The organism is Pseudomonas sp. MPR-R2A5, assembly GCF_058793055.1.
This window is the reverse complement of sequence record NZ_JBXAFK010000007.1, coordinates 35,540-56,718: the sequence shown is the minus strand read 5'-3', so window position 1 is coordinate 56,718 and position 21,179 is coordinate 35,540. Positions and strand designations below refer to the sequence as shown.

Below are 21,179 nucleotides of genomic sequence, written 5' to 3'. Positions count from 1 at the left end.
CCTCGCTTGTGTGCAACAAATCATTGCAAGGATAAACGATAAAACTTCTCAAGTGCGGATGAGGGGCAAATAGCTGGGGAAGTTTTCAAACCCCGGAAACGAAAAAACCCGCTTTCGCGGGTTTGATCTGAATTTGGTGCCCAGGAGAAGACTCGAACTTCCACGACCTTGCGATCACCAGCACCTGAAGCTGGCGTGTCTACCAATTTCACCACCTGGGCAGCATCAACAACGTTGCCGTCGTCGATGGCGCGCACTATACGGAGAGGATTTTTGGCTGTAAACCCCCGCTATCAAAAAAAACCTGGAAAATGTCACCAGTGGTCGTGCAAGGTGCTTTCCGAGGGGCGCAAAGGGCTTTTAAACGCTTGTTGATGCCTGAAATTTCCCGTTTCAATACGCGTATGCCAAACTAACCCGCATATAGACAAGGTGAAAACTCTCTAATGGCCGATTGGCAGTCCCTCGATCCCGAGGCCGCTCGTGAAGCGGAAAAATATGAAAACCCTATCCCTAGCCGCGAACTGATCCTGGCGCATCTCGCCGATCGGGGTTCGCCTGCTAGCCGTGAGCAGTTGGTCGAAGAATTCGGTCTGACCACCGAAGACCAGCTCGAAGCCCTGCGCCGCCGTTTGCGTGCCATGGAGCGCGATGCTCAACTGATCTACACCCGTCGTGGCACCTACGCGCCTGTGGACAAGCTCGACCTGATCCTCGGCCGCATTGCCGGTCATCGTGACGGCTTCGGCTTCCTGATCCCGGATGACGGTAGCGACGACCTGTTTATGAGCCCTGCGCAAATGCGCCTGGTGTTCGATGGCGACCGTGCCTTGGCGCGTGTTTCCGGCCTGGACCGTCGCGGTCGCCGTGAAGGGGTGATCGTCGAAGTGGTGTCCCGTGCCCACGAGTCCATCGTCGGCCGCTACTTCGAAGAGGGCGGTATCGGCTTCGTTGTGCCGGATAACCCTAAGGTCCAGCAGGAAGTGCTGATTACCCCGGGGCGCAATGGTGCCGCCAAGGTCGGTCAGTTCGTCGAGGTGAAAATCACCCACTGGCCCACTGCGCGCTTCCAGCCGCAAGGCGATATCGTTGAAGTGGTCGGCAACTACATGGCGCCGGGCATGGAAATCGACGTTGCGCTGCGCACCTACGATATTCCTCACGTCTGGCCTGAAGCTGTGCTCAAGGAAGCCGCCAAGCTCAAGCCGGAAGTCGAAGAGAAAGACAAAGAAAAGCGCATCGACCTGCGCCATCTACCGTTCGTCACCATCGATGGTGAAGACGCCCGCGACTTCGACGATGCGGTCTATTGCGAAGCCCGGCCTGGAAAACTGCGCCTGTTCTCCGGCGGCTGGAAGTTGTTCGTCGCGATTGCCGACGTGTCCAGCTACGTGAAGATCGGTTCGGCCCTGGATAACGAAGCCCAGGTGCGCGGCAACTCCGTGTACTTCCCTGAGCGCGTGATCCCGATGCTGCCTGAGCAGCTGTCCAACGGCCTGTGCTCCCTGAACCCTCTAGTCGACCGTTTGGCCATGGTGTGCGAGATGACTATCTCGAAAACCGGCGAAATGACCGACTATCAGTTCTACGAGGCGGTGATCCACTCCCAGGCCCGCCTGACCTACAACAAGGTCAGCACTATCCTGGAACAGCCGAAAACCAGCGAGGCCAAGGCCTTGCGTGGTGAGTACGGCCATGTCGTGCCGCATCTCAAACAGCTCTATGCACTTTACAAGGTGCTGCTGGGGGCCCGTCATGTGCGTGGCGCGATCGATTTTGAAACGCAGGAAACCCGAATTGTCTTCGGTTCCGAGCGCAAGATCGCCGCAATCACCCCGACTACCCGTAACGATGCGCACAAGCTGATCGAGGAATGCATGCTGGCGGCCAACGTGGCCACGGCTGAATTCCTGAAGAAGCACGAGATCCCTGCGCTGTACCGCGTGCACGACGGCCCGCCGCCGGAGCGTCTGGAAAAACTGCGCGCTTTCCTCGGCGAGCTGGGCCTGTCCCTGCATAAAGGCAAGGACGGCCCGACGCCGAAGGACTACCAGGCGCTGCTGGCCAGCATCAAGGACCGTCCCGATTACCATGTGATCCAGACCGTGATGCTGCGCTCCCTGAGCCAGGCGGTGTACAGCGCCGACAACCAGGGTCACTTCGGCCTGAATTACGAGGCGTACACCCACTTCACCTCGCCGATTCGCCGTTATCCGGACTTGCTCACGCACCGTGCAATCCGCAGCGTGATCCATTCCAAGCAGAACACCCCGCACGTCAAGCGTGCCGGTGCCATGACCATTCCGAAGGCACGGATCTATCCGTACGACGAAGCGGCCCTGGAACAGTTGGGCGAGCAGTGCTCCATGAGCGAACGCCGCGCCGACGAAGCCACGCGCGACGTGGTGAACTGGCTCAAGTGCGAGTTCATGAAGGATCGCGTGGGCGAGTCGTTCCCAGGTGTGATCACGGCCGTGACCGGCTTTGGTCTGTTTGTCGAACTGACCGACATCTATGTCGAAGGCCTGGTGCACGTCACCGCCTTGCCGGGTGACTACTACCACTTCGATCCTGTGCATCACCGCCTGGCGGGTGAGCGTACCGGTCGCAGCTTCCGTTTGGGCGATACCGTGGAAGTGCAGGTCATGCGCGTCGATCTCGACGAGCGCAAGATCGACTTTGGCATGCCTGACAAGCCCGCCGAATCGCCAACTGGCCGTAAAAAGCGTGGCAACGAGACGACTGCGCCTGCCAGCAAAGGCAAAGGCGCTCCCGCGAAAGCGGCAGTTGCAGAGCCCGCTCCAGCCAAGGCCGGGCGCCGTCCTGCAGCCAAGGACAAAGTGCCCGAGGCTTACCGCCCAAGCGATGCTGCGGCGAAAAACGCTGAACTGCGCAAAAGCCGTGAATTGAAGCAGCAGTTGCTCAATGAAGCCAAAAGCGGTGGTAAAGCGGCGTCTGGGGGAAAGTCCCAAGGGGCGGAAAAACCGTCGAGCAAACCCAGTAAACACCGTAAAGGCCCGCCTAAAGCGGGTTCGGCCCCCTCGAAAAGCGGCGGGTCGCGCAAACCTAAGGCCAAGCCATGAGTCTGGAAAAAATCTACGGCGTGCACGCCGTAGAAGCACTGCTGCGTCACCATCCCAAGCGCGTCAAGCAGGTTTGGCTGGCGGAAGGTCGCAGCGAGCCGCGCGTACAGGCGCTGGTCGAGTTGGCCAACCAGAATAAAGTTGCCATCGGCCAGGCCGAGCGTCGTGAGATGGACGTGTGGGTCGAAGGCGTTCACCAGGGCGTGGTTGCGGATGTAAGTCCAAGCCAGGTCTGGGGCGAGGCGATGCTCGACGAGCTGCTCGACCGTACTGAAGGCGCTCCGTTGTTGCTGGTGCTGGACGGCGTAACCGATCCGCACAACCTCGGTGCCTGCCTGCGTTCAGCGGATGCGGCCGGTGCGCTGGCGGTGATCGTGCCCAAGGACAAGTCGGCAACCTTGACCCCGGTCGTGCGTAAAGTCGCCTGTGGCGCTGCGGAAGTGATTCCGCTGGTGGCCGTGACCAACCTTGCGCGAACCCTGGAGAAGCTCCAGCAGCGCGGCCTTTGGGTCGTGGGCACGGCAGGGGAGGCCGAGGTCAGTATCTATGACCAGGACCTCACCGGCCCAACCATCCTGATCATGGGGGCCGAAGGCAAAGGCATGCGCCGCCTGACTCGTGAGCATTGTGACTACCTGGTGCACCTGCCGATGGCCGGTAGCGTCAGCAGTCTCAATGTGTCGGTGGCGACGGGCGTGTGCCTGTTCGAGGCTCAGCGTCAGCGCGGTGCCAAGGTCAAGGCCAAGAAGTAATTCTGAGCCTGGCATAGATGCAAAATGTGGGAGGGGGCTTGCCCCCGATAGCGGTAGATCAGTTACAGATGATGTGGCTGGCCCACCGCAATCGGGGGCAAGCCCTCTCCCACATTTGCTGTGTGGTGTTTGGAAGGTTGTTCAAATAATCACCAATTGCCTTGCGCCCATTCTCCCCCTTCTCTACAATTGCGCCCCTTGCCTTCCTGGCAGGCACCGATGTGCCTCCCTGCGGCAAGATCCATAAGTGTCATTCACTCCTTGTCTGACCGTTTTTGAGCGGCAGGCTACAACCCGTAAGGAGCATTCATGCGTCATTACGAAATCATCTTTTTGGTCCACCCGGATCAAAGCGAGCAAGTCGGCGGCATGGTTGAGCGTTACACCAAGCTGATCGAAGAAGACGGCGGCAAAATCCACCGTCTGGAAGATTGGGGTCGTCGTCAACTGGCCTACGCAATCAACAATGTTCACAAGGCTCACTACGTGATGCTGAACGTTGAGTGCACTGGCAAGGCCCTGGCCGAGCTGGAAGACAACTTCCGCTACAACGATGCAGTGATCCGTAACCTGGTCATCCGTCGCGAAGAAGCCGTTACCGGCCAATCCGAGATGCTCAAGGCTGAAGAAAACCGCAGTGAGCGCCGTGAGCGTCGCGACCGTCCTGAAGAAGGCGCTGATGATAGCGCTGATGACAGTGACAACAGCGATAACGCTGACGAGTAATCCACGGACCTTTTAAGGAGCCTATCAAATGGCACGTTTCTTCCGTCGTCGTAAATTCTGCCGTTTCACCGCTGAAGACGTGAAAGAGATCGATTACAAAGATCTCAACACTCTGAAAGCCTACGTATCCGAGACCGGCAAAATCGTTCCAAGCCGTATCACCGGTACCAAAGCACGTTATCAGCGTCAGCTGGCCACCGCTATCAAGCGCGCCCGCTTCCTGGCCCTGCTGGCCTACACCGACAGCCACGGCCGCTGAGACCGGGCAGTCGACAAGTAGTAAGGGATTGAATGCATGCGCGCCTTAGCTGAGTTCATCATGCGCGGTCGTGTGCAGGCCACTCTGGTAGTGGCTGGATGTGCAGCATTGCCGTTGTTGTATTGGTTGGGTGCTGCCGCGGGATGCCTTGTGCTCCTGCGGCGCGGTTTGCAGGACGCCGTGGGTGTCCTGGCCCTGGGATTGCTGGCCGCCTTGATCTGGTGGCTGCAATTGGGCGAACCCAAGGTGCTTATGGTGCTGTTGGGGTCGTCGAGCCTTGCGTTGGTTTTACGCGCAAGTGAGTCCTGGGTCCGCACGCTGCTGGTCAGCGTGGCATTGGGGTTGGTGTTTTCAGTGTTGCTCGGCGCGGCTTTCCACCCGCAAATCGAGGCGCTGGCGCAAGAGATCGTCAAGGTCCTGCCGCTGGCTCTCGGGGATCTCTACCAGCAGTTATCGGTAGATGAGCGAGCGCGCCTTGCGGCGCTGATAGCACCGGCCCTGATCGGCCTGATGGCGGTAGTGTTGCAGATTGTCAGTGTGCTGAGCCTGATGCTTGGGCGTTACTGGCAGGCGTTGTTGTACAACCCGGGTGGTTTTGGTCGCGAATTTCGCAGTATCAGGATTCCCGCGGGCCCGGCGATGTTGTTGCTGGCAGGCATGGTGGTGGGGCCGAACTTCGGTCCACAAGCTGCCTTGTTATTGCTGTTTTGCAGCGTACCGCTGGTGTTTTCCGGGCTGGCCCTGATTCATGGGCTGGTGGCGCAGAAGCGCCTGGCCAGGTTCTGGCTGGTGGGGTTGTACGTCACGCTGATGCTGTTCATGCAACTGATCTATCCGTTACTCGTGGTTTTGGCCATTGTCGACGGCCTGATTGATTTTCGCGGTCGTCTGGCGCCGAAAGACGCCGATAACGCGAACGGTGAAGGTTAAAAGTTAGAGGATTTTCACATGCAACTGATCCTTCTGGAAAAAGTCGCCAACCTGGGCAACCTGGGCGACAAAGTGAACGTTAAGGCCGGCTACGGTCGTAACTACCTGCTGCCATACGGCAAAGCCACCGCTGCAACCGCTGCCAACCTGGCTGCGTTTGAAGAGCGTCGTGCTGAGCTGGAAAAAGCAGCAGCAGACAAAAAAGCTTCGGCCGAAACTCGCGCTGCCCAACTGGCTGAGCTGGAAGTGACTATCACTGCCACCGCCGGTGACGAAGGCAAGCTGTTCGGTTCGATCGGCACCCACGACATCGCTGATGCACTGACCGCCTCCGGCGTTGAAGTTGCGAAAAGCGAAGTTCGTCTGCCGAACGGCACTATCCGTAACGTAGGTGAATTCGACGTAGCCGTGCACCTGCACGCCGAAGTTGAAGCCACCGTACGCGTTGTCGTGGTAGCAGCTTAAGCAGTACCTAACTGACTGGCACCTCGCGTGTCAGCCAGTTAACATCGGGCACGATCCTGTTTACAGGTCGTGCCTTTTGTTTTTCTACACACCCCTAATTCCAAGTGGCCATGAACGATATTTCAGCTCCTGAGCAATACGATCTGCAAACCGCTGCCCTGAAGGTGCCGCCGCATTCCATCGAGGCCGAACAGGCCGTGCTCGGTGGCTTGATGCTGGATAACAACGCCTGGGAGCGCGTGCTGGATCAAGTCTCGGACGGTGATTTCTATCGTCATGACCACCGCCTGATCTTCCGCGCCATTGCCAAGCTGGCCGACCAGAACTCGCCGATCGACGTGGTGACCCTGGCCGAGCAACTGGACAAGGAAGGCCAGACCTCCCAGGTCGGCGGCCTCGGTTACCTCGGTGAGCTGGCGAAAAACACGCCATCCGTCGCCAACATCAAGGCCTATGCCCAGATCGTCCGTGAGCGCGCCACCCTGCGCCAGTTGATCGGCATCAGTACTGAAATCGCCGACAGCGCCTTCAACCCTGAAGGCCGCACCGCCGCCGAGATCCTCGACGAAGCCGAACGACAGATCTTCCAGATCGCCGAAGCCCGCCCTAAAACCGGCGGGCCGGTCAGCGTCAACGACCTGCTGACCAAAGCGATCGATCGTATCGATACGCTGTTCAACACCGACAACTCCATCACGGGTATTTCCACCGGCTACACCGACCTCGATGAGAAGACCAGCGGTCTGCAACCGGCCGACTTGATCATCGTCGCCGGGCGTCCATCCATGGGTAAGACCACCTTTGCGATGAACCTGGTGGAAAACGCCGTGTTGCGCAGTGACAAGACGGTGCTGGTGTATTCCCTGGAGATGCCAGGTGAATCGCTGATCATGCGGATGCTCTCGTCCTTGGGCCGTATTGACCAGACCAAGGTGCGTGCCGGTCGCCTGGAAGATGACGATTGGCCAAGGTTGACCTCCGCGGTCAACCTGCTCAACGATCGCAAGCTGTTCATCGATGACACCGCGGGTATCAGCCCGTCCGAGATGCGTGCACGGACCCGTCGCCTGGTGCGTGAACATGGCGATATCGCCCTGATCATGATCGACTACCTGCAACTGATGCAGATCCCGGGCTCCAGCGGTGACAACCGGACCAACGAGATTTCCGAAATCTCCCGGTCCTTGAAAGCCCTGGCCAAGGAATTCAACTGCCCGGTGGTGGCGTTGTCCCAGCTCAACCGTTCCTTGGAACAACGTCCCAACAAGCGCCCGGTCAACTCCGACTTGCGGGAATCCGGAGCGATCGAGCAGGATGCTGACGTGATCATGTTCGTATACCGCGACGAGGTGTATCACCCCGAGACCGAGCACAAGGGGATTGCCGAGATCATTATCGGCAAGCAGCGGAACGGGCCGATTGGCTTTATCCGCCTGGCATTCATCGGTAAGTACACCCGTTTCGAGAACCTTGCGCCGGGTAGCTACAACTTCGACGACGACGAATAACCCTCGTGTTCAATTCCGACCATTACCGTCGGAATTGGTCAAAATTTGTGCTATATTCCGCGCCCGCGATTTTTCATCTCAACACCGGTCACCGTCATGCAAACAGCCAAGCCGTTATTTGACTATCCCAAGTACTGGGCCGAATGTTTCGGTCCTGCGCCATTCCTGCCGATGAGCAGGGAGGAGATGGATCAGCTTGGCTGGGATTCGTGTGACATCATCATCGTCACCGGTGATGCGTACGTGGACCACCCGTCGTTTGGCATGGCCATCATCGGCCGGCTGCTGGAGTCCCAGGGCTTCCGCGTCGGGATCATCGCGCAGCCGAACTGGCAGTCCAAAGACGACTTCATGAAGCTCGGCGAGCCGAACCTGTTCTTCGGCGTCGCGGCCGGCAACATGGACTCGATGATCAACCGCTACACCGCCGACAAGAAAATCCGCTCCGACGACGCCTACACCCCTGGCGGCATGGCCGGCAAACGCCCGGATCGCGCCAGCCTGGTGTACAGCCAGCGTTGCAAGGAAGCCTACAAGAACGTGCCGATCGTACTTGGCGGCATCGAAGCCTCCTTGCGCCGCATTGCCCACTACGACTACTGGCAGGACCGGGTGCGCAACTCGATCCTGATCGACGCCACCGCCGACATCCTGCTGTACGGCAACGCCGAGCGGGCCATCGTCGAGGTTGCCCAGCGCCTGTCGTGGGGCCACAAGATCGAAGACATCACCGACGTGCGCGGCACCGCGTTCATCCGTCGCGACACGCCAGCCGGCTGGTACGAAGTGGACTCCACCCGTATCGACCGTCCGGGCAAGGTCGACAAGATCATCAACCCGTACGTGAATACCCAGGACACCCAGGCCTGCGCCATCGAGCAGGAAAAGGGGCCCGTTGATGATCCGCAGGAAGCCAAGGTCGTGCAGATCCTGGCCAGCCCGCGCATGACCCGCGACAAGACCGTGATCCGCCTGCCATCGGTGGAAAAGGTCCGTGGCGACGCCGTGCTCTATGCCCACGCCAACCGCGTGCTGCACCTGGAAACCAACCCAGGCAACGCCCGCGCCCTGGTGCAGAAGCACGGTGAAGTGGACGTGTGGTTCAACCCGCCGCCCATCCCGATGACCACCGAAGAAATGGACTACGTGTTTGGCATGCCATACGCGCGTGTCCCGCACCCGGCGTATGGCAAGGAAAAAATCCCGGCCTACGACATGATCCGTTTCTCGGTGAACATCATGCGTGGCTGCTTCGGCGGCTGCACCTTCTGCTCGATCACCGAGCACGAAGGCCGGATCATCCAGAACCGTTCCGAAGAGTCGATTATTCGCGAGATCGAGGAGATCCGTGACAAGGTCCCGGGTTTCACCGGGGTGATCTCCGACCTCGGCGGCCCGACCGCCAACATGTACCGCATTGCCTGCAAGAGCCCGGAAATCGAATCCGCGTGCCGCAAGCCGTCGTGCGTGTTCCCCGGCATCTGCCCGAACCTGAACACCGACCACTCGTCGCTGATCCAGCTGTATCGCAGCGCCCGGGCATTGCCGGGTGTGAAGAAGATCCTGATCGCTTCCGGCCTGCGCTACGACCTCGCGGTCGAGTCGCCGGAATACGTCAAAGAGCTGGTCACCCACCACGTCGGTGGCTACCTGAAGATCGCCCCGGAACACACCGAGGAAGGTCCGCTCAACCAGATGATGAAGCCGGGCATTGGCAGCTATGACAAGTTCAAGCGCATGTTCGAGAAGTACACCAAGGAAGCGGGCAAGGAGCAGTACCTGATTCCGTACTTTATCGCGGCCCACCCCGGCACCACCGATGAAGACATGATGAACCTCGCCCTGTGGCTCAAGGGCAACGGCTTCCGCGCCGACCAGGTGCAGGCGTTCTATCCGTCGCCGATGGCCACCGCCACCGCGATGTATCACTCGGGCAAGAACCCGCTGCGCAAGGTCACCTACAAGAGTGACGCGGTGACCATCGTCAAGAGCGAAGAACAGCGCCGCCTGCACAAGGCGTTCCTGCGTTACCACGACCCGAAAGGTTGGCCGATGCTGCGTGAAGCGCTGACCCGCATGGGCCGCGCCGACTTGATCGGGCCGGGCAAGGATCAATTGATCCCCTTGCACCAGCCCGCCACCGACAGCTACCAGAGCGCGCGTCGCAAGAACTCGACGCCGGCCGGCAGCCATAAGGTCGCCAAGGAAACCACCACCCGGATCCTCACCCAACACACCGGCCTGCCACCCCGTGGCAGTGACGGCAGCAACCCGTGGGACAAGCGCGAGCAAGCCAAGGCCGCGGCCATGGCGCGCAACAAGCAGGCGGCCAAGGAGCGCGCTGATGCGGCCAAGGGCAAGGGCGGCAAGCCAGCCCGCAAGCCGGTCGTGCCGCGTTGATCGCCGCGTGAATATGCAAAACGCCAGCCTCGTGCTGGCGTTTTGCTTTCTAGGCGGTGGGGAGTCTGTTTGTTAAGGTGGCGGCCATTAAATCGCTATCGGGGGCAAGCTCCCTCCCACATTTTGAATGTATTCACACATCAAGTGTGGGAGGGGGCTTGCCCCCGATAGCGTCACTCCAGTTACCACCTCTTCAAGGAAGAACACCCCCATGGGCAACCCCCTGCTCGGCATCGGCATGGACTCCAACCGCTCCCAGTTCATGGCGCGCCAGCGCATCGAAAGCCAGATCAACCTGCAGCGCCTGTTCGCCGCCATCGACGCCGACCCCGGTATCGTCGGCGCGGGGGTGGTGTATGTCGACGCTGACTTCAATGTCATTACCCTGCGCGAATTCAAGCCCATCTGCAGCATCAAGCCCAAGCGCATCATTTTGCGTGAAGCGCAGAAGTACATTGCGCCAACACAGTTTGCTCAACATGTCGTGAGCAATCCTCGAGAATCGCGACTGATTGGCGAAGCCGTGAATACCGGAATCTCCTGCTTGGGGGCGGTCATCAGTTGGGCTGCGATCGCCAGTGGAACAATTCTGGTGCCTTTCAGCGCTGGAGCCAGTTCCGTCATCGTTGTAGTGGGGTATGCGGCTGCCGGCGCAAGTACGCTTCAGTGTTTCAACGGCATTGCCCGAACAGCGCTGGAAGTCGCCAAACCTGAGGTCAAGGATTCGCTCGACAGTGAAGGCTGGTACCAGAATGCGTCCATCGTGCTGGACGCCGTATCACTGGCAGGCGTGGGCGCTTCGGCCCTGACGACGGTCAAGCTGGTCAGGGCCGCCAAAGCATCGACGGGCAAGAGCCTGCGTGATGTGCTTCGCGGTTTGAATCGCCAGGAAAGAGCCAAGCTGACGAAAGAGCTGCTGAGCATCAACCATCCCAGCTTGACCGCGAAGATGATCAAATTGAGGCAGGCGTCGGGCGAACTCACCAAGCGTTTCACCCCTACGCAGCTCAAGCACAGCACCACTACCCAGATCAAAGACGTCCTGGGCGCAAGCGTTGGGTTTGGCGGGAGTGCCTACTCCGGAAACGTCAACACCATCGCGATTGGACTGTACGAGGAGGTAAGCGAATGAGCGAATTGATGACGCTACGCGACTTTTTCAGACAATACTTTCTGACGTTTATGGGCGGCGTATTTGCTGCGTGTTTTTCTTTGGCGTTGGCTGTGGCGCTGGCGTTCATCACCTATTTTCGTGATGCGCCGATGGCTCAAGTGGGGCTCAAGATCATGTCTGCCGGGGCGCTGCTCATTCTGTTGACGGTCCATAGCAACTTTATGATTTTGCGGGGCCGACCCTCCTGGGTGTGGGTAATGGTCGGGATCTATGTCGCCTGTCTACTGTTTGTAGTTCCGATGGTTCAATTCCAGCCTCACAAAGTCCTTTATGGGTTGGCGCTGTTATTCCCATTGCTTGGATTATTGACACTTAACAGCAAGGTTCAACGAGAGATGCGCACGAAACTCGTGGGAATCCGTCGCATTCGGCAGGCGGTTAAATCAACCGTCAGATCGAGTAGTCGCATGTGAAGGCGCCGCCTTCGATAAACGGTTTCCTCGCGCGCTATTTCCCGGTCTTCATGGGGACGATTTTCATGGCGATCTTCTCCGGCTCAGCCTCGTTTTCCATGGCTGGCGTGACCTATTTGCGCGGTCTTGATCCCGCGCTCAAGGCCAACTATTCAGTAGGCGCGATCCTAGTGCTGTTTCCGTTGCTGGGCTTGCTGTTGCTCAACAGCAAGCGCCACCGCGAAATGCGCCAAAAGCTGCTGGAAATTCGCCGCCTTAAAGAAGCCGTGATCGCCAAGCACAAGGCTCGCTGACTGGGTAGATTCACCACCCCTCCTCACACGGGCGCCACAAATATGTGCAACCCTCGCACCAGGGCGCACACGTTGGCGCCGTTTTGGTGCTGTACTGCACCGGGTCTTACGATAAAGCGCAATGACCGCCGCTCTGGCATAAGTCTTGCGCGCGTTGTGTCCATGCCCTGGCTCGCAGGAGGCCGCCGTGTCGATTCATGTCGCGTTGCACCATGTTACGCATTACCGCTACGACCGCGCGGTCGAACTCGGCCCACAGATCGTGCGTCTGCGCCCGGCTGCCCATAGCCGCACGCGGATTTTGTCCTACGCTCTCAAAGTGCTGCCCGAGCAGCATTTCATCAATTGGCAGCAGGACCCCCAGGGCAATTACCTGGCGCGCCTGGTGTTCCCGGAAAAAACCGATGAACTGCGCATCGAAGTCGACCTGGTCGCCGAGATGGCGGTGTTCAACCCGTTCGACTTTTTCCTTGAGCCCTACGCCGAAAAAATCCCCTTCAGCTACGCCGCCGATGAGCAGCGCGAGCTGGCGCCGTACCTGGAAACCTTGCCGCTGACGCCGAAGTTTGCTGCCTACTTGGCGGGTATCGACCGCACGCCGCTGCCGGCCGTTGATTTCCTGGTGGGCCTCAACCAGCGCCTGGCCGCCGACATCGGCTACCTGATCCGCATGGAACCGGGTGTGCAAACCCCGGAATTCACCCTGGAAAATGCTTCCGGCTCCTGCCGTGATTCGGCCTGGCTGCTGGTGCAACTGTTGCGCAACCTCGGTTTGGCGGCGCGGTTTGTGTCCGGTTATCTGATCCAGCTGACCGCCGACGTCAAAGCCCTCGACGGCCCCTCCGGCACCGAAGTCGACTTCACCGACCTGCACGCTTGGTGCGAAGTGTATTTGCCCGGTGCCGGCTGGATCGGCCTGGATGCCACCTCCGGGTTGTTCGCCGGTGAAGGGCATATCCCATTGGCCTGTAGTCCTGATCCATCGTCTGCTGCGCCGATCAGCGGGCTGGTGGAACCCTGCGAGTGCGAATTCACCCATGAAATGTCGGTGGAGCGCATCTGGGAAGCGCCGCGGGTGACCAAGCCCTACACCGAAGAGCAATGGCTGGCGATCCAGGCCCTGGGCCGGCAGATCGATGGCGACCTGCTCAAGGATGATGTGCGCCTGACCATGGGCGGCGAGCCGACCTTTGTTTCCATCGACGATCCTGATGGCGCCGAGTGGAACACCGCGGCTCTCGGGCCGGACAAGCGTCGCTTGTCCGCCGAGCTGTTCCAGCGCATGCGCAAGCACTACGCACCCAAGGGGCTGGTGCACTTCGGCCAGGGCAAGTGGTACCCCGGCGAGCAATTGCCGCGCTGGTCGCTTAACTGCTATTGGCGCCGTGACGGCGTGCCCATCTGGCACAACAGCGCGCTGATTGCCGACGAACAACAGGACTACGGCGCCGATGGCGCATTGGCTGGGCGCTTCCTCGCCAGTGTCGCCGAACGCCTCAAGCTGCCGGCACGCTTTGTGTTCCCGGCCTATGAAGACAATTTCTACTACCTGTGGCGCGAAGGTGCGTTGCCGCAAAACGTCACCGCCCAGGACCCGCGCCTGAGCGACGACCTGGAGCGCGAACGCCTGCGCAAGGTGTTCAGCCAGGGCCTGGATAAAGTCATCGGCCAAGTGCTGCCGCTGGCGCGCACGGCGGCCAATGACCGCTGGCAGAGCGGGCGCTGGTACCTGCGCGATAACCATTGCCGCCTGGTGCCGGGGGATTCGCCGTTGGGCTATCGCCTGCCGTTGGCCTCGCAGCCGTGGGTGACGGCGGCGGAGTATCCGTTCGTGCACCCGACTGACCCGAACCAGGATCAGCCGGAGTTGCCGACCAGCGCCCAACTGCAAAGCCATGGCGAACCGGCGCCGAGCGACGAGCGCGTGCCGAAGATCGATGAGTCTGCCGACTGGCTGACCCGCACCGCTCTGTGCGCCGAAGCGCGGGAAGGGCGCCTGTACCTGTTCATGCCGCCATTGGAGCGGGTCGAGGACTACCTGGAGTTGGTCGCCGCCATTGAAGCCACCGCCGAAGAGCTGCATTGCCCGGTGTTGCTGGAAGGCTACGAGCCACCGTTCGATATGCGCCTGAGCAACTTCCGCGTCACGCCGGACCCGGGTGTGATTGAGGTCAACGTGCAGCCGTCCGCCACTTGGGACGAATTGGTGGAACGTACCGAATTCCTCTACGAGGAGGCGCGGCAAACCCGCCTGACCACCGAGAAGTTCATGATCGACGGCCGCCACACCGGCACCGGCGGTGGCAACCATTTTGTACTGGGCGGCGCGACGCCCAAGGATTCGCCGTTCCTGCGCCGGCCCGACCTGCTACGCAGCCTGATCAGCTACTGGCATAACCACCCCTCGCTGTCGTACCTGTTTTCCGGCCTGTTTATCGGTCCGACTTCCCAGGCACCGCGGGTGGATGAAGCGCGCAACGATGCGCTGTATGAGCTGGAAATCGCCTTCGCCCAAATGCCCCAGCCCGGTGAAGAATGCCCGCCGTGGTTGGTGGACCGCCTGCTGCGCAACCTGTTGATCGACGTGACGGGCAACACCCACCGCGCCGAATTCTGTATCGACAAGCTCTACTCGCCGGACGGTGCCACTGGCCGCCTGGGCCTGCTGGAATTGCGCGCCTTTGAAATGCCGCCCCACGCACGCATGAGCCTGACCCAGCAATTGCTGCTGCGGGCCTTGGTGGCGCGTTTCTGGCGTGAACCCTATGCGCCGCCGAAACTGGCGCGCTGGGGCACTGAGTTGCATGACCGTTTCCTGTTGCCGCACTTTATCGAGCAGGATTTTGCCGACGTAATCGTCGAGTTGAACGCCGCCGGTTACCCGTTGCGGGCCGAATGGTTCGCCGCACACCTGGAGTTCCGCTTCCCCAAGGTCGGCGATTACGCCGTCAGCGGGATCGAACTGGAACTGCGCCAGGCCTTGGAACCCTGGCATGTGCTGGGCGAAGAGGGCGCGGCGGGCGGCACGGTGCGTTATGTGGACTCGTCCCTTGAGCGCCTGCAGGTCAAACTGACCGGGCTGGCGCCGCAACGTTACCTGCTGACCTGCAATGGCATTCCGGTGCCGTTGCAAGCTACCGGACGGGTGGGTGAGTTTGTCGCCGGCGTGCGTTACCGCGCCTGGCAACCGGCCAACTGCCTGCAACCGACCATCCCGGTGCATGCGCCGTTGGTGTTCGACCTGCTCGACACCTGGATGCAGCGCTCGCTGGGCGGCTGCCAGTACCATGTCGCGCATCCGGGCGGGCGTAACTACGACAGCTTGCCGGTGAATGCCAATGAGGCGGAGAGCCGGCGCATGGCGCGGTTCTTCCGTCTCGGCCATACACCAGGAAAGCTCCCCGTGCCGAGTGTTGTGATCAATGACGAATTCCCGATGACCTTGGATCTGCGGCGTCACCCCAATAATAATGACTGAATGCGATCCAAATGTATGAGGGAGCGTGCTCCCGATTGCGGTGAGTCAGCCGATACCTAGGTTGACTGACCCGCCGCGATCGGGAGTAAGCCCCCTCCCACAGGGATTTGCAGTGTTTGTTAGGTTAATCTGAGCCCCCTTGCCTCTGCCGAGCGTTCCATGCCCGATTTGCTCGACCAATACCCGCTGACTGCGGGCACTTATCACGAACTCCTGGATGACAGCGGCGCGGTGCGTGCCCATTGGCGGCGCCTGCTTGATCACCTGCAACGCAGTACGCCCGCGCAGTTGGCCCAGCGCCAGGCGCTGCTGACCCGGCAGATCCAGGAAAACGGCGTGACCTACAACGTCTACGCCGACCCCAAGGGTGCCGATCGCCCGTGGGAGCTGGACCTGCTGCCCCATGTACTGGCGGCTGATGAATGGCAGCACTTGTCGGCCGGTATCGCCCAGCGTGCACGCCTTCTCAATGCGGTGCTGGCCGATCTGTATGGCCCGCAACGCCTGATCAAGGAAGGCCTGCTGCCGGCCGAGCTGGTGTTCGGGCATAACAACTTCCTGTGGCCGTGCCAGGGCATCCAGCCGCCCGACGGTGCGTTCCTGCACCTGTATGCCGTGGACCTGGCGCGAACCCCGGATGGCCGCTGGTGGGTCACCGCCGACCGTACGCAAGCACCCTCGGGTGCCGGTTATGCGCTGGAAAACCGCACCATTGTGTCCCGCGCTTTCCCGGATCTGTACCGCGACTTGCAGGTGCAGCACCTCACGGGCTTCTTCCGTACGCTCCAGGAAACCCTGGCGCGCCAGGCGCCGAGTGACAGCCAGCCGCCGCTGATCGTGCTGCTCACCCCAGGCCGGTTCAACGAAAGCTATTTTGAACACTTGTACCTGGCGCGCCAGCTGGGCTATCCATTGGTGGAAGGCGGCGACCTCACGGTGCGCGACAGCACGGTGTTCCTCAAAACCCTCAGCGGCCTGCGCCGGGTACACGCGATCATGCGTCGTCTCGATGACGATTTCTGCGACCCGCTGGAGCTGCGCACCGACTCTGCCCTTGGCGTGCCCGGCCTGCTCGACGCCGTGCGTCAGGGCAATGTACTGGTGGCCAATGCCTTGGGCAGTGGTGTGCTGGAGTCGCCGGGTCTGCTTGGCTTCCTGCCGAAGATTAATGAATTTCTGTTCGGTGAAGAACTGATCCTGCCGTCCATCGCCACGTGGTGGTGCGGGGAGGCGCCCGTGCTGGCCGAAGCCTTGGAGAAGCTGCCCGAGCTGCTGATCAAGCCGGCGTTTCCATCGCAGAGTTTTGCCCCGGTCTTCGGTCGCGACCTGGACGACGAACAACGCCAGGCCCTGGCCGAACGCATGCGCGCGAGGCCTTATGCGTATGTCGCCCAGGAGCTGGCGCAATTGTCCCAGGCGCCGGTATGGCACACCGTGGATGACCACCTGCAACACCGCGCCATCGGCATGCGTGTGTATGCCGTCGCCAGCGAAGACGGCTACCGCGTGCTGCCGGGTGGCCTGACCCGCGTGGCTGCCGAGGCCGATGCCGAAGTGGTCTCGATGCAGCGCGGTGGCGCGAGCAAGGACACCTGGGTGCTCGGTGAGCGCGCTGCTGGTGGCGAACATTGGCGCGCCCAACGCGCCATTGGTGCCCATGACCTGGTTCGCCGCGATCCGTACCTGCCTTCGCGTGTGGTGGAAAACCTGTTCTGGTTCGGCCGCTATTGCGAGCGCTGCGATGACAGCGCGCGCTGGTTGCGTATCGTGTTGGCGCGCTATGTCGACGGCGACGATCCGCTGGCGCTGCGGGCGGCGGTTGAGTTGGGTGAGAACCTGCACCTGCTGCCGGAGGAGGGCGAACTGCCCGAGCGTTTGCAGGCGGCCTTGCTCGGCGATGATTGGCCATCGAGCCTGCGCGCCAACCTGCAACGCTTGCAGTGGGCGGCGTCTCAGGTGCGCGGCAAGTTGTCCCGGGAAAACTGGCAGGCGCTGGTGGAGTTGCAGCGCGAAGCCCTGGAGCTGGAAAGCGAGAGCCCTGACTTTGGTGAGTTGCTGGATTTCCTCAACCGCCTGGTGATGTCCCTGGCGGCGCTGTCCGGGTTTGCCCTGGACGACATGACCCGCGACGAAGGTTGGCGTTTCTTGATGATGGGCCGGCGCATCGAGCGCCTGCAATTTCTCAGCAGCAGCCTGGCGGCGTTCCTGCGTGGCGTGGCGGTGTTCGATCAGGCGGGGCTGGAATGGTTGCTGGAACTGGGCAACAGCAGCATCACCTATCGCTCGCGCTACCTGGCGGTGCCGCAGCTGATCCCGGTGCTGGACTTGTTGCTGCTGGACGAGCAGAACCCCCATGCGGTGCTGTTCCAACTGAAACTGGTCAGCCGCACCTTGCGTCGCCTCAACGACGACTTCGGCGTACCCCGGGAAACCGGTCTGGCACCCTTGGTGGAGCGCCTCGCGCGGTTCGACCTGAGCTGCCTGGAGAACCCGCTGTTTGGCGAGCCCAGCGTGCGTGCCGCGCTGGATGGCCTGGCCGACCTGCTGCAAGCGGTGGCCGATGAGAGTGGGCAAGTGTCGGATCGCATGGCCTTGCGCCATTTTGCCCATGTAGATGATGTCAGCCAGCAAACGGTGTCGGTGTGATGAGTGCGCGCTATCAGATTTTCCACGATACCCATTACCACTACGACAGCCCGGTGTCCCTGGCCCAGCAGCTGGCGCACCTGTGGCCCCGGCCCTGCGCCTGGCAGCGTTGCAGCGCGCAGCAGTTGGACATCAGCCCGGAGCCGACGTCGCGGCGCGATGAGTTGGACGTGTTCGGCAACCCGATCACCCGCCTGGCCTTCGAGCGCCCCCACGATGAACTGCTGGTGAACGCCTCGCTGACCGTCGAAGTGCTGGCACGGCCGGTGCTGGATTTCCAGGCGTCGCCGGCCTGGGACCAGACCCGCGACAGCTTGACCTACAGCAGCCAGCCGCTGTCCGGGGAGTTGATTGAAGCCTGCCGCTATCGCTTCGAATCGCCCTACGTGCATTTGAAAAAAACCTTCGTCGAGTTTTCCGAAAGCTGCTTTCCGCCGGGCCAGCCATTGCTACTGGGCGTGCAGGCGCTGATGGAAAAGATCTTCGATGAATTCACTTTCGATGCCGAAGCGACCCAGGTCGCCACGCCGCTGGTGGAAGTGCTGGAGCGCCGACGCGGCGTGTGCCAGGACTTCGCCCACCTGATGCTCGCCTGCCTACGCTCACGGGGCCTGGCGGCGCGCTACATCAGCGGCTACCTGCTGACCCAGCCGCCACCCGGCCAGCCACGGCTGATCGGCGCCGATGCGTCCCACGCGTGGGTTTCGGTGTATTGCCCGGTTTCGGGCTGGGTGGATTTTGACCCGACCAACAATGTGCAGCCGGCACTGGAGCACATCACCCTGGCCTGGGGCCGGGATTTTTCCGATGTGTCGCCGTTGCGGGGGGTGATTCTGGGGGGAGGGAGCCATGACCCGGAAGTGCGGGTGACGGTGATGCCGCTGGAATGATGGGCTGGCAGCAGTCGGGCGGCTTGCCGATACAGGCGTGTCTGGCAAGCGGGCCTGCTGTGGTATTAGCGGGCTTGTTGTAGCGAGTTGTGGCTAGCGGGCTTGCCCCGCGTTGGGCTGCGAAGCAGCCCCAATCAATCGGAATGCGGAGTATCAGGCACTCCTCGGCGGCTGGTTCTGGGGCTGCTGCGCAGCCCAACGCGGGGCAAGCCCGCTCGCCACAACAAGCCCGCACAGCAACGGAAATTATTCAGCCGGGTCTTTCGGCGTTTCAGTCTCGTCTGCTGCCACTTCGCTTTCCGCGTCCGGATTCAGTGCGCCCGCTTCTTCATCGACAGCGGCTTTCTTGCGTTGCAGCTTTTCCTCTTTCTTCTGTTCCTTGGCCAAGTCTCTCTGACGTTTGGCGAAGGAGTAATTAGGTTTGGCCATGGGCGATCCTCTAAGGTCGAAGGTGAGGGTGGGCGGCGCGCAGCTGCCTTGGGTCGCTATGGTAGCAGCTTAGCGGCGCGCTTGGCCCTCACTTACCGCAGGCGTACGCGGCCAACAGGCCATTGAACAGTTGATTGAGATGCATGGCTGGCGCTCCATAAGGGGGATGGGGCGATCATAGGGCGCGTGTGACACTTTGGCTGGTTGATTGTGTCGATAGGTCTGATAGCCTAAAGTTGTATACAATTTGTTGATTCAGGTCATAAGCCTTTATGCCTGGTTCAGGCACCCTTGTCGCACTACGCGTTTTTTAAACCCTGCCTTGGAGATCCACATGTTTGCCAAACTCGTTGCTGTTTCCCTGCTGACTCTGGCCAGTGGCCAGTTGCTTGCTGCAGAGTGCAAGGTCACCGTCGACTCCACCGATCAGATGTCCTACGACACCAAGGAAATCACGATCGACAAGAGCTGCAAGACGTTCACCGTAGAGTTGACTCACTCCGGCAGCTTGCCGAAAAACGTCATGGGCCATAACTGGGTGCTGACCAGCGCCGCCGACATGCAGCCGGTCGCGACCGATGGCATGGCCGCCGGCCTCGACAAAAACTACCTGAAAGAAGGCGACGAACGCATCATCGCCCACACCAAAGTCATTGGTGCTGGCGAGAAAGATTCGGTGAGCTTCGATGTGTCCAAGCTGAAAGCGGGCACTGACTATGCGTTCTTCTGCTCGTTCCCAGGCCACATCTCGATGATGAAAGGCACTGTGGTCGTCAAGTAAGACCGCGTTATCGTTCATCGGGGGCAAGCCCCTCCCACATTTGAATGTGTTCACAAATCAAGTGTGGGAGGGGGCTTGCCCCCGATGGCTGCCTGACCCTCAATACAACGCTCTCTGGCTCACCTCACGGCGCAAACGGCATCACCCGCTTGTGCTCAGTCTTGCGGTACGTATCGCAGATAATCCTGAACGCCTCTTCCCGCACCGGCTCCCCGTGCAGGAACGCATCGATCTCGGCGTAAGTCACGCCATGTGACGCTTCGTCTGGCTTGCCTGGCGACAGGTCTTCCAGGTCCGCCGTCGGCACCTTCTCCACCAACGACTCCGGCGCCCCAAAGTGCCGTGCGATCGCGCGTACCTGGTTTTTCACCAACCCGCTCAACGGTGCCAGGTCGCAGGCGCCATCGCCGAACTTGGTGAAAAAGCCCATCACCGCTTCCGCCGCATGGTCGGTGCCGATCACCAGGCCACCGGCCGCGCCGGCGATGGTGTACTGCGCCACCATGCGCATGCGCGCCTTGGTGTTGCCGAGCACGAAATCGCGGGACACCGCCGCCTTGCCTTCAAACGCCGCCACTTCATTGGCCAGGGATTTCACCGCCGGGCCGATGTTCACGGTGTGGCGTTCGTCCGGTTCGATAAAGTCCACCGCCGCCTGGGCGTCGATTTCATCGAACTGGGTTTCGTAGGGCAGGCGCACGGCGATAAAACGGTAGGCCTCGTCACCCGTGCTGGAACGCAGTTCCTGCATCGCACGCTGGGCCAACAGGCCAGCGGTCAGGGAGTCGACGCCACCGCTGATGCCCAGCACCAATGTCTTGAGCCCGGCATTGCGCAGGCAGTCCTGGATAAAGGCCACGCGTCGGGCGACCTCGGCCTCAAGGGCGGCCTGGTCTTTGAACGGCGCTTGGACCTTGAGCTGCTGTGCAATCTCACGCTGTACGGCTTGCAT

Annotated in this window: 17 protein-coding genes and 1 tRNA gene; 15 read left to right on the top strand and 3 right to left on the bottom strand. The window is 60.8% G+C overall.

From position 1 onward, the window contains the following. Positions 1 to 134 precede the first annotated feature (134 nt). Positions 135 to 221: transfer RNA gene (locus AC1Q6I_RS07685), tRNA-Leu, on the bottom strand. Positions 222 to 446: 225 nt separating this feature from the next. Between AC1Q6I_RS07685 and rnr the strand changes: the two genes are divergently transcribed. The 14 genes from rnr to AC1Q6I_RS07615 all read left to right on the top strand — a co-directional run bounded on the left by rnr (position 447) and on the right by AC1Q6I_RS07615 (position 19,017). After that, positions 447 to 3,083 (top strand): ribonuclease R, encoded by a 2,637-nt coding sequence (rnr, locus tag AC1Q6I_RS07680; RefSeq protein ID WP_024073088.1) that lies wholly within the window; start codon positions 447 to 449, stop codon positions 3,081 to 3,083. Next, the gene (rlmB, locus tag AC1Q6I_RS07675) at positions 3,080 to 3,835 is read left to right on the top strand and encodes a 23S rRNA (guanosine(2251)-2'-O)-methyltransferase RlmB (protein ID WP_024073089.1); all 756 of its coding nucleotides are present in this window, start codon (positions 3,080 to 3,082) and stop codon (positions 3,833 to 3,835) included. The genes rnr and rlmB overlap by 4 nt, the downstream gene beginning before the upstream one ends. A gap of 309 nt (positions 3,836 to 4,144) precedes the next feature. Then, a complete protein-coding gene (gene rpsF / locus AC1Q6I_RS07670) occupies positions 4,145 to 4,561 on the top strand; it encodes a 30S ribosomal protein S6 (RefSeq protein ID WP_005784250.1) in 417 nt (138 codons plus the stop codon). Positions 4,562 to 4,589: 28 nt separating this feature from the next. Beyond that, complete coding sequence (gene rpsR / locus AC1Q6I_RS07665) at positions 4,590 to 4,820, top strand: 30S ribosomal protein S18 (RefSeq protein WP_002551829.1); 231 nt, start codon at positions 4,590 to 4,592, stop codon at positions 4,818 to 4,820. Positions 4,821 to 4,856: 36 nt separating this feature from the next. Then, the gene (locus tag AC1Q6I_RS07660; RefSeq protein ID WP_024073090.1) at positions 4,857 to 5,750 is read left to right on the top strand and encodes a YybS family protein; all 894 of its coding nucleotides are present in this window, start codon (positions 4,857 to 4,859) and stop codon (positions 5,748 to 5,750) included. An 18-nt stretch (positions 5,751 to 5,768) separates the two neighbouring features. Continuing rightward, positions 5,769 to 6,215 carry a 50S ribosomal protein L9 gene (gene rplI, locus AC1Q6I_RS07655; RefSeq protein WP_010563337.1) on the top strand — a complete coding sequence of 149 codons (447 nt, stop codon included), beginning with the start codon at positions 5,769 to 5,771 and terminating at the stop codon, positions 6,213 to 6,215. Between the two features lie 110 nt (positions 6,216 to 6,325). Beyond that, positions 6,326 to 7,723, top strand: coding sequence for a replicative DNA helicase (gene dnaB, locus AC1Q6I_RS07650; RefSeq protein ID WP_024073091.1), 1,398 nt, complete (start codon positions 6,326 to 6,328; stop codon positions 7,721 to 7,723). A gap of 96 nt (positions 7,724 to 7,819) precedes the next feature. Beyond that, complete coding sequence (locus AC1Q6I_RS07645; protein WP_024073092.1) at positions 7,820 to 10,123, top strand: YgiQ family radical SAM protein; 2,304 nt, start codon at positions 7,820 to 7,822, stop codon at positions 10,121 to 10,123. Between the two features lie 211 nt (positions 10,124 to 10,334). Next, positions 10,335 to 11,255, top strand: a complete 921-nt coding sequence (ssp4, locus tag AC1Q6I_RS07640) for an Ssp4 family T6SS effector (protein ID WP_024073093.1) — start codon at positions 10,335 to 10,337, stop codon at positions 11,253 to 11,255. Then, positions 11,252 to 11,710: a hypothetical protein gene (locus AC1Q6I_RS07635; protein ID WP_024073094.1), complete on the top strand. Its 459-nt coding sequence runs from the start codon at positions 11,252 to 11,254 to the stop codon at positions 11,708 to 11,710. Before ssp4 ends, AC1Q6I_RS07635 begins: the two co-directional genes overlap by 4 nt. Further along, on the top strand, positions 11,707 to 12,003 hold the full coding sequence (locus tag AC1Q6I_RS07630; protein ID WP_024073095.1) for a hypothetical protein: 297 nt from the start codon (positions 11,707 to 11,709) through the stop codon (positions 12,001 to 12,003). Before AC1Q6I_RS07635 ends, AC1Q6I_RS07630 begins: the two co-directional genes overlap by 4 nt. Before the next feature lie 187 nt (positions 12,004 to 12,190). Next, complete coding sequence (locus AC1Q6I_RS07625; RefSeq protein WP_024073096.1) at positions 12,191 to 15,481, top strand: transglutaminase family protein; 3,291 nt, start codon at positions 12,191 to 12,193, stop codon at positions 15,479 to 15,481. Between the two features lie 159 nt (positions 15,482 to 15,640). Beyond that, entirely contained in the window at positions 15,641 to 18,127 is a 2,487-nt protein-coding gene (locus AC1Q6I_RS07620) for a circularly permuted type 2 ATP-grasp protein (protein ID WP_024073097.1), read from the top strand. Beyond that, the gene (locus AC1Q6I_RS07615) at positions 18,127 to 19,017 is read left to right on the top strand and encodes a transglutaminase family protein (RefSeq protein WP_024073098.1); all 891 of its coding nucleotides are present in this window, start codon (positions 18,127 to 18,129) and stop codon (positions 19,015 to 19,017) included. Before AC1Q6I_RS07620 ends, AC1Q6I_RS07615 begins: the two co-directional genes overlap by 1 nt. Before the next feature lie 246 nt (positions 19,018 to 19,263). On the opposite strand, the gene AC1Q6I_RS07610 is transcribed toward AC1Q6I_RS07615, so the two are convergent. Then, entirely contained in the window at positions 19,264 to 19,446 is a 183-nt protein-coding gene (locus tag AC1Q6I_RS07610; RefSeq protein WP_024073099.1) for a hypothetical protein, read from the bottom strand. A gap of 334 nt (positions 19,447 to 19,780) precedes the next feature. Between AC1Q6I_RS07610 and azu the strand changes: the two genes are divergently transcribed. Then, complete coding sequence (azu, locus tag AC1Q6I_RS07605) at positions 19,781 to 20,227, top strand: azurin (RefSeq protein ID WP_069075154.1); 447 nt, start codon at positions 19,781 to 19,783, stop codon at positions 20,225 to 20,227. 124 nt (positions 20,228 to 20,351) lie between these two features. Here azu and nadE read toward each other — a convergent pair whose 3' ends face one another. Next, positions 20,352 to 21,179: an NAD(+) synthase gene (gene nadE / locus AC1Q6I_RS07600; protein ID WP_024073103.1), complete on the bottom strand. Its 828-nt coding sequence runs from the start codon at positions 21,177 to 21,179 to the stop codon at positions 20,352 to 20,354.

Bases quoted from the DNA above. Each gene is read 5' to 3' on its own strand.
- rpsF (WP_005784250.1), top strand. From the start codon at position 4,145: ATGCGTCATTACGAAATCATCTTTTTGGTCCACCCGGATCAAAGCGAG.
- rnr (WP_024073088.1), top strand. From the start codon at position 447: ATGGCCGATTGGCAGTCCCTCGATCCCGAGGCCGCTCGTGAAGCGGAA.
- azu (WP_069075154.1), top strand. From the start codon at position 19,781: ATGTTTGCCAAACTCGTTGCTGTTTCCCTGCTGACTCTGGCCAGTGGC.
- AC1Q6I_RS07615 (WP_024073098.1), top strand. From the start codon at position 18,127: ATGAGTGCGCGCTATCAGATTTTCCACGATACCCATTACCACTACGAC.
- rlmB (WP_024073089.1), top strand. From the start codon at position 3,080: ATGAGTCTGGAAAAAATCTACGGCGTGCACGCCGTAGAAGCACTGCTG.
- rplI (WP_010563337.1), top strand. From the start codon at position 5,769: ATGCAACTGATCCTTCTGGAAAAAGTCGCCAACCTGGGCAACCTGGGC.
- rpsR (WP_002551829.1), top strand. From the start codon at position 4,590: ATGGCACGTTTCTTCCGTCGTCGTAAATTCTGCCGTTTCACCGCTGAA.
- AC1Q6I_RS07660 (WP_024073090.1), top strand. From the start codon at position 4,857: ATGCGCGCCTTAGCTGAGTTCATCATGCGCGGTCGTGTGCAGGCCACT.
- ssp4 (WP_024073093.1), top strand. From the start codon at position 10,335: ATGGGCAACCCCCTGCTCGGCATCGGCATGGACTCCAACCGCTCCCAG.
- nadE (WP_024073103.1), bottom strand. From the start codon at position 21,179: ATGCAAGCCGTACAGCGTGAGATTGCACAGCAGCTCAAGGTCCAAGCG.
- AC1Q6I_RS07610 (WP_024073099.1), bottom strand. From the start codon at position 19,446: ATGGCCAAACCTAATTACTCCTTCGCCAAACGTCAGAGAGACTTGGCC.
- AC1Q6I_RS07645 (WP_024073092.1), top strand. From the start codon at position 7,820: ATGCAAACAGCCAAGCCGTTATTTGACTATCCCAAGTACTGGGCCGAA.
- AC1Q6I_RS07635 (WP_024073094.1), top strand. From the start codon at position 11,252: ATGAGCGAATTGATGACGCTACGCGACTTTTTCAGACAATACTTTCTG.
- dnaB (WP_024073091.1), top strand. From the start codon at position 6,326: ATGAACGATATTTCAGCTCCTGAGCAATACGATCTGCAAACCGCTGCC.
- AC1Q6I_RS07620 (WP_024073097.1), top strand. From the start codon at position 15,641: ATGCCCGATTTGCTCGACCAATACCCGCTGACTGCGGGCACTTATCAC.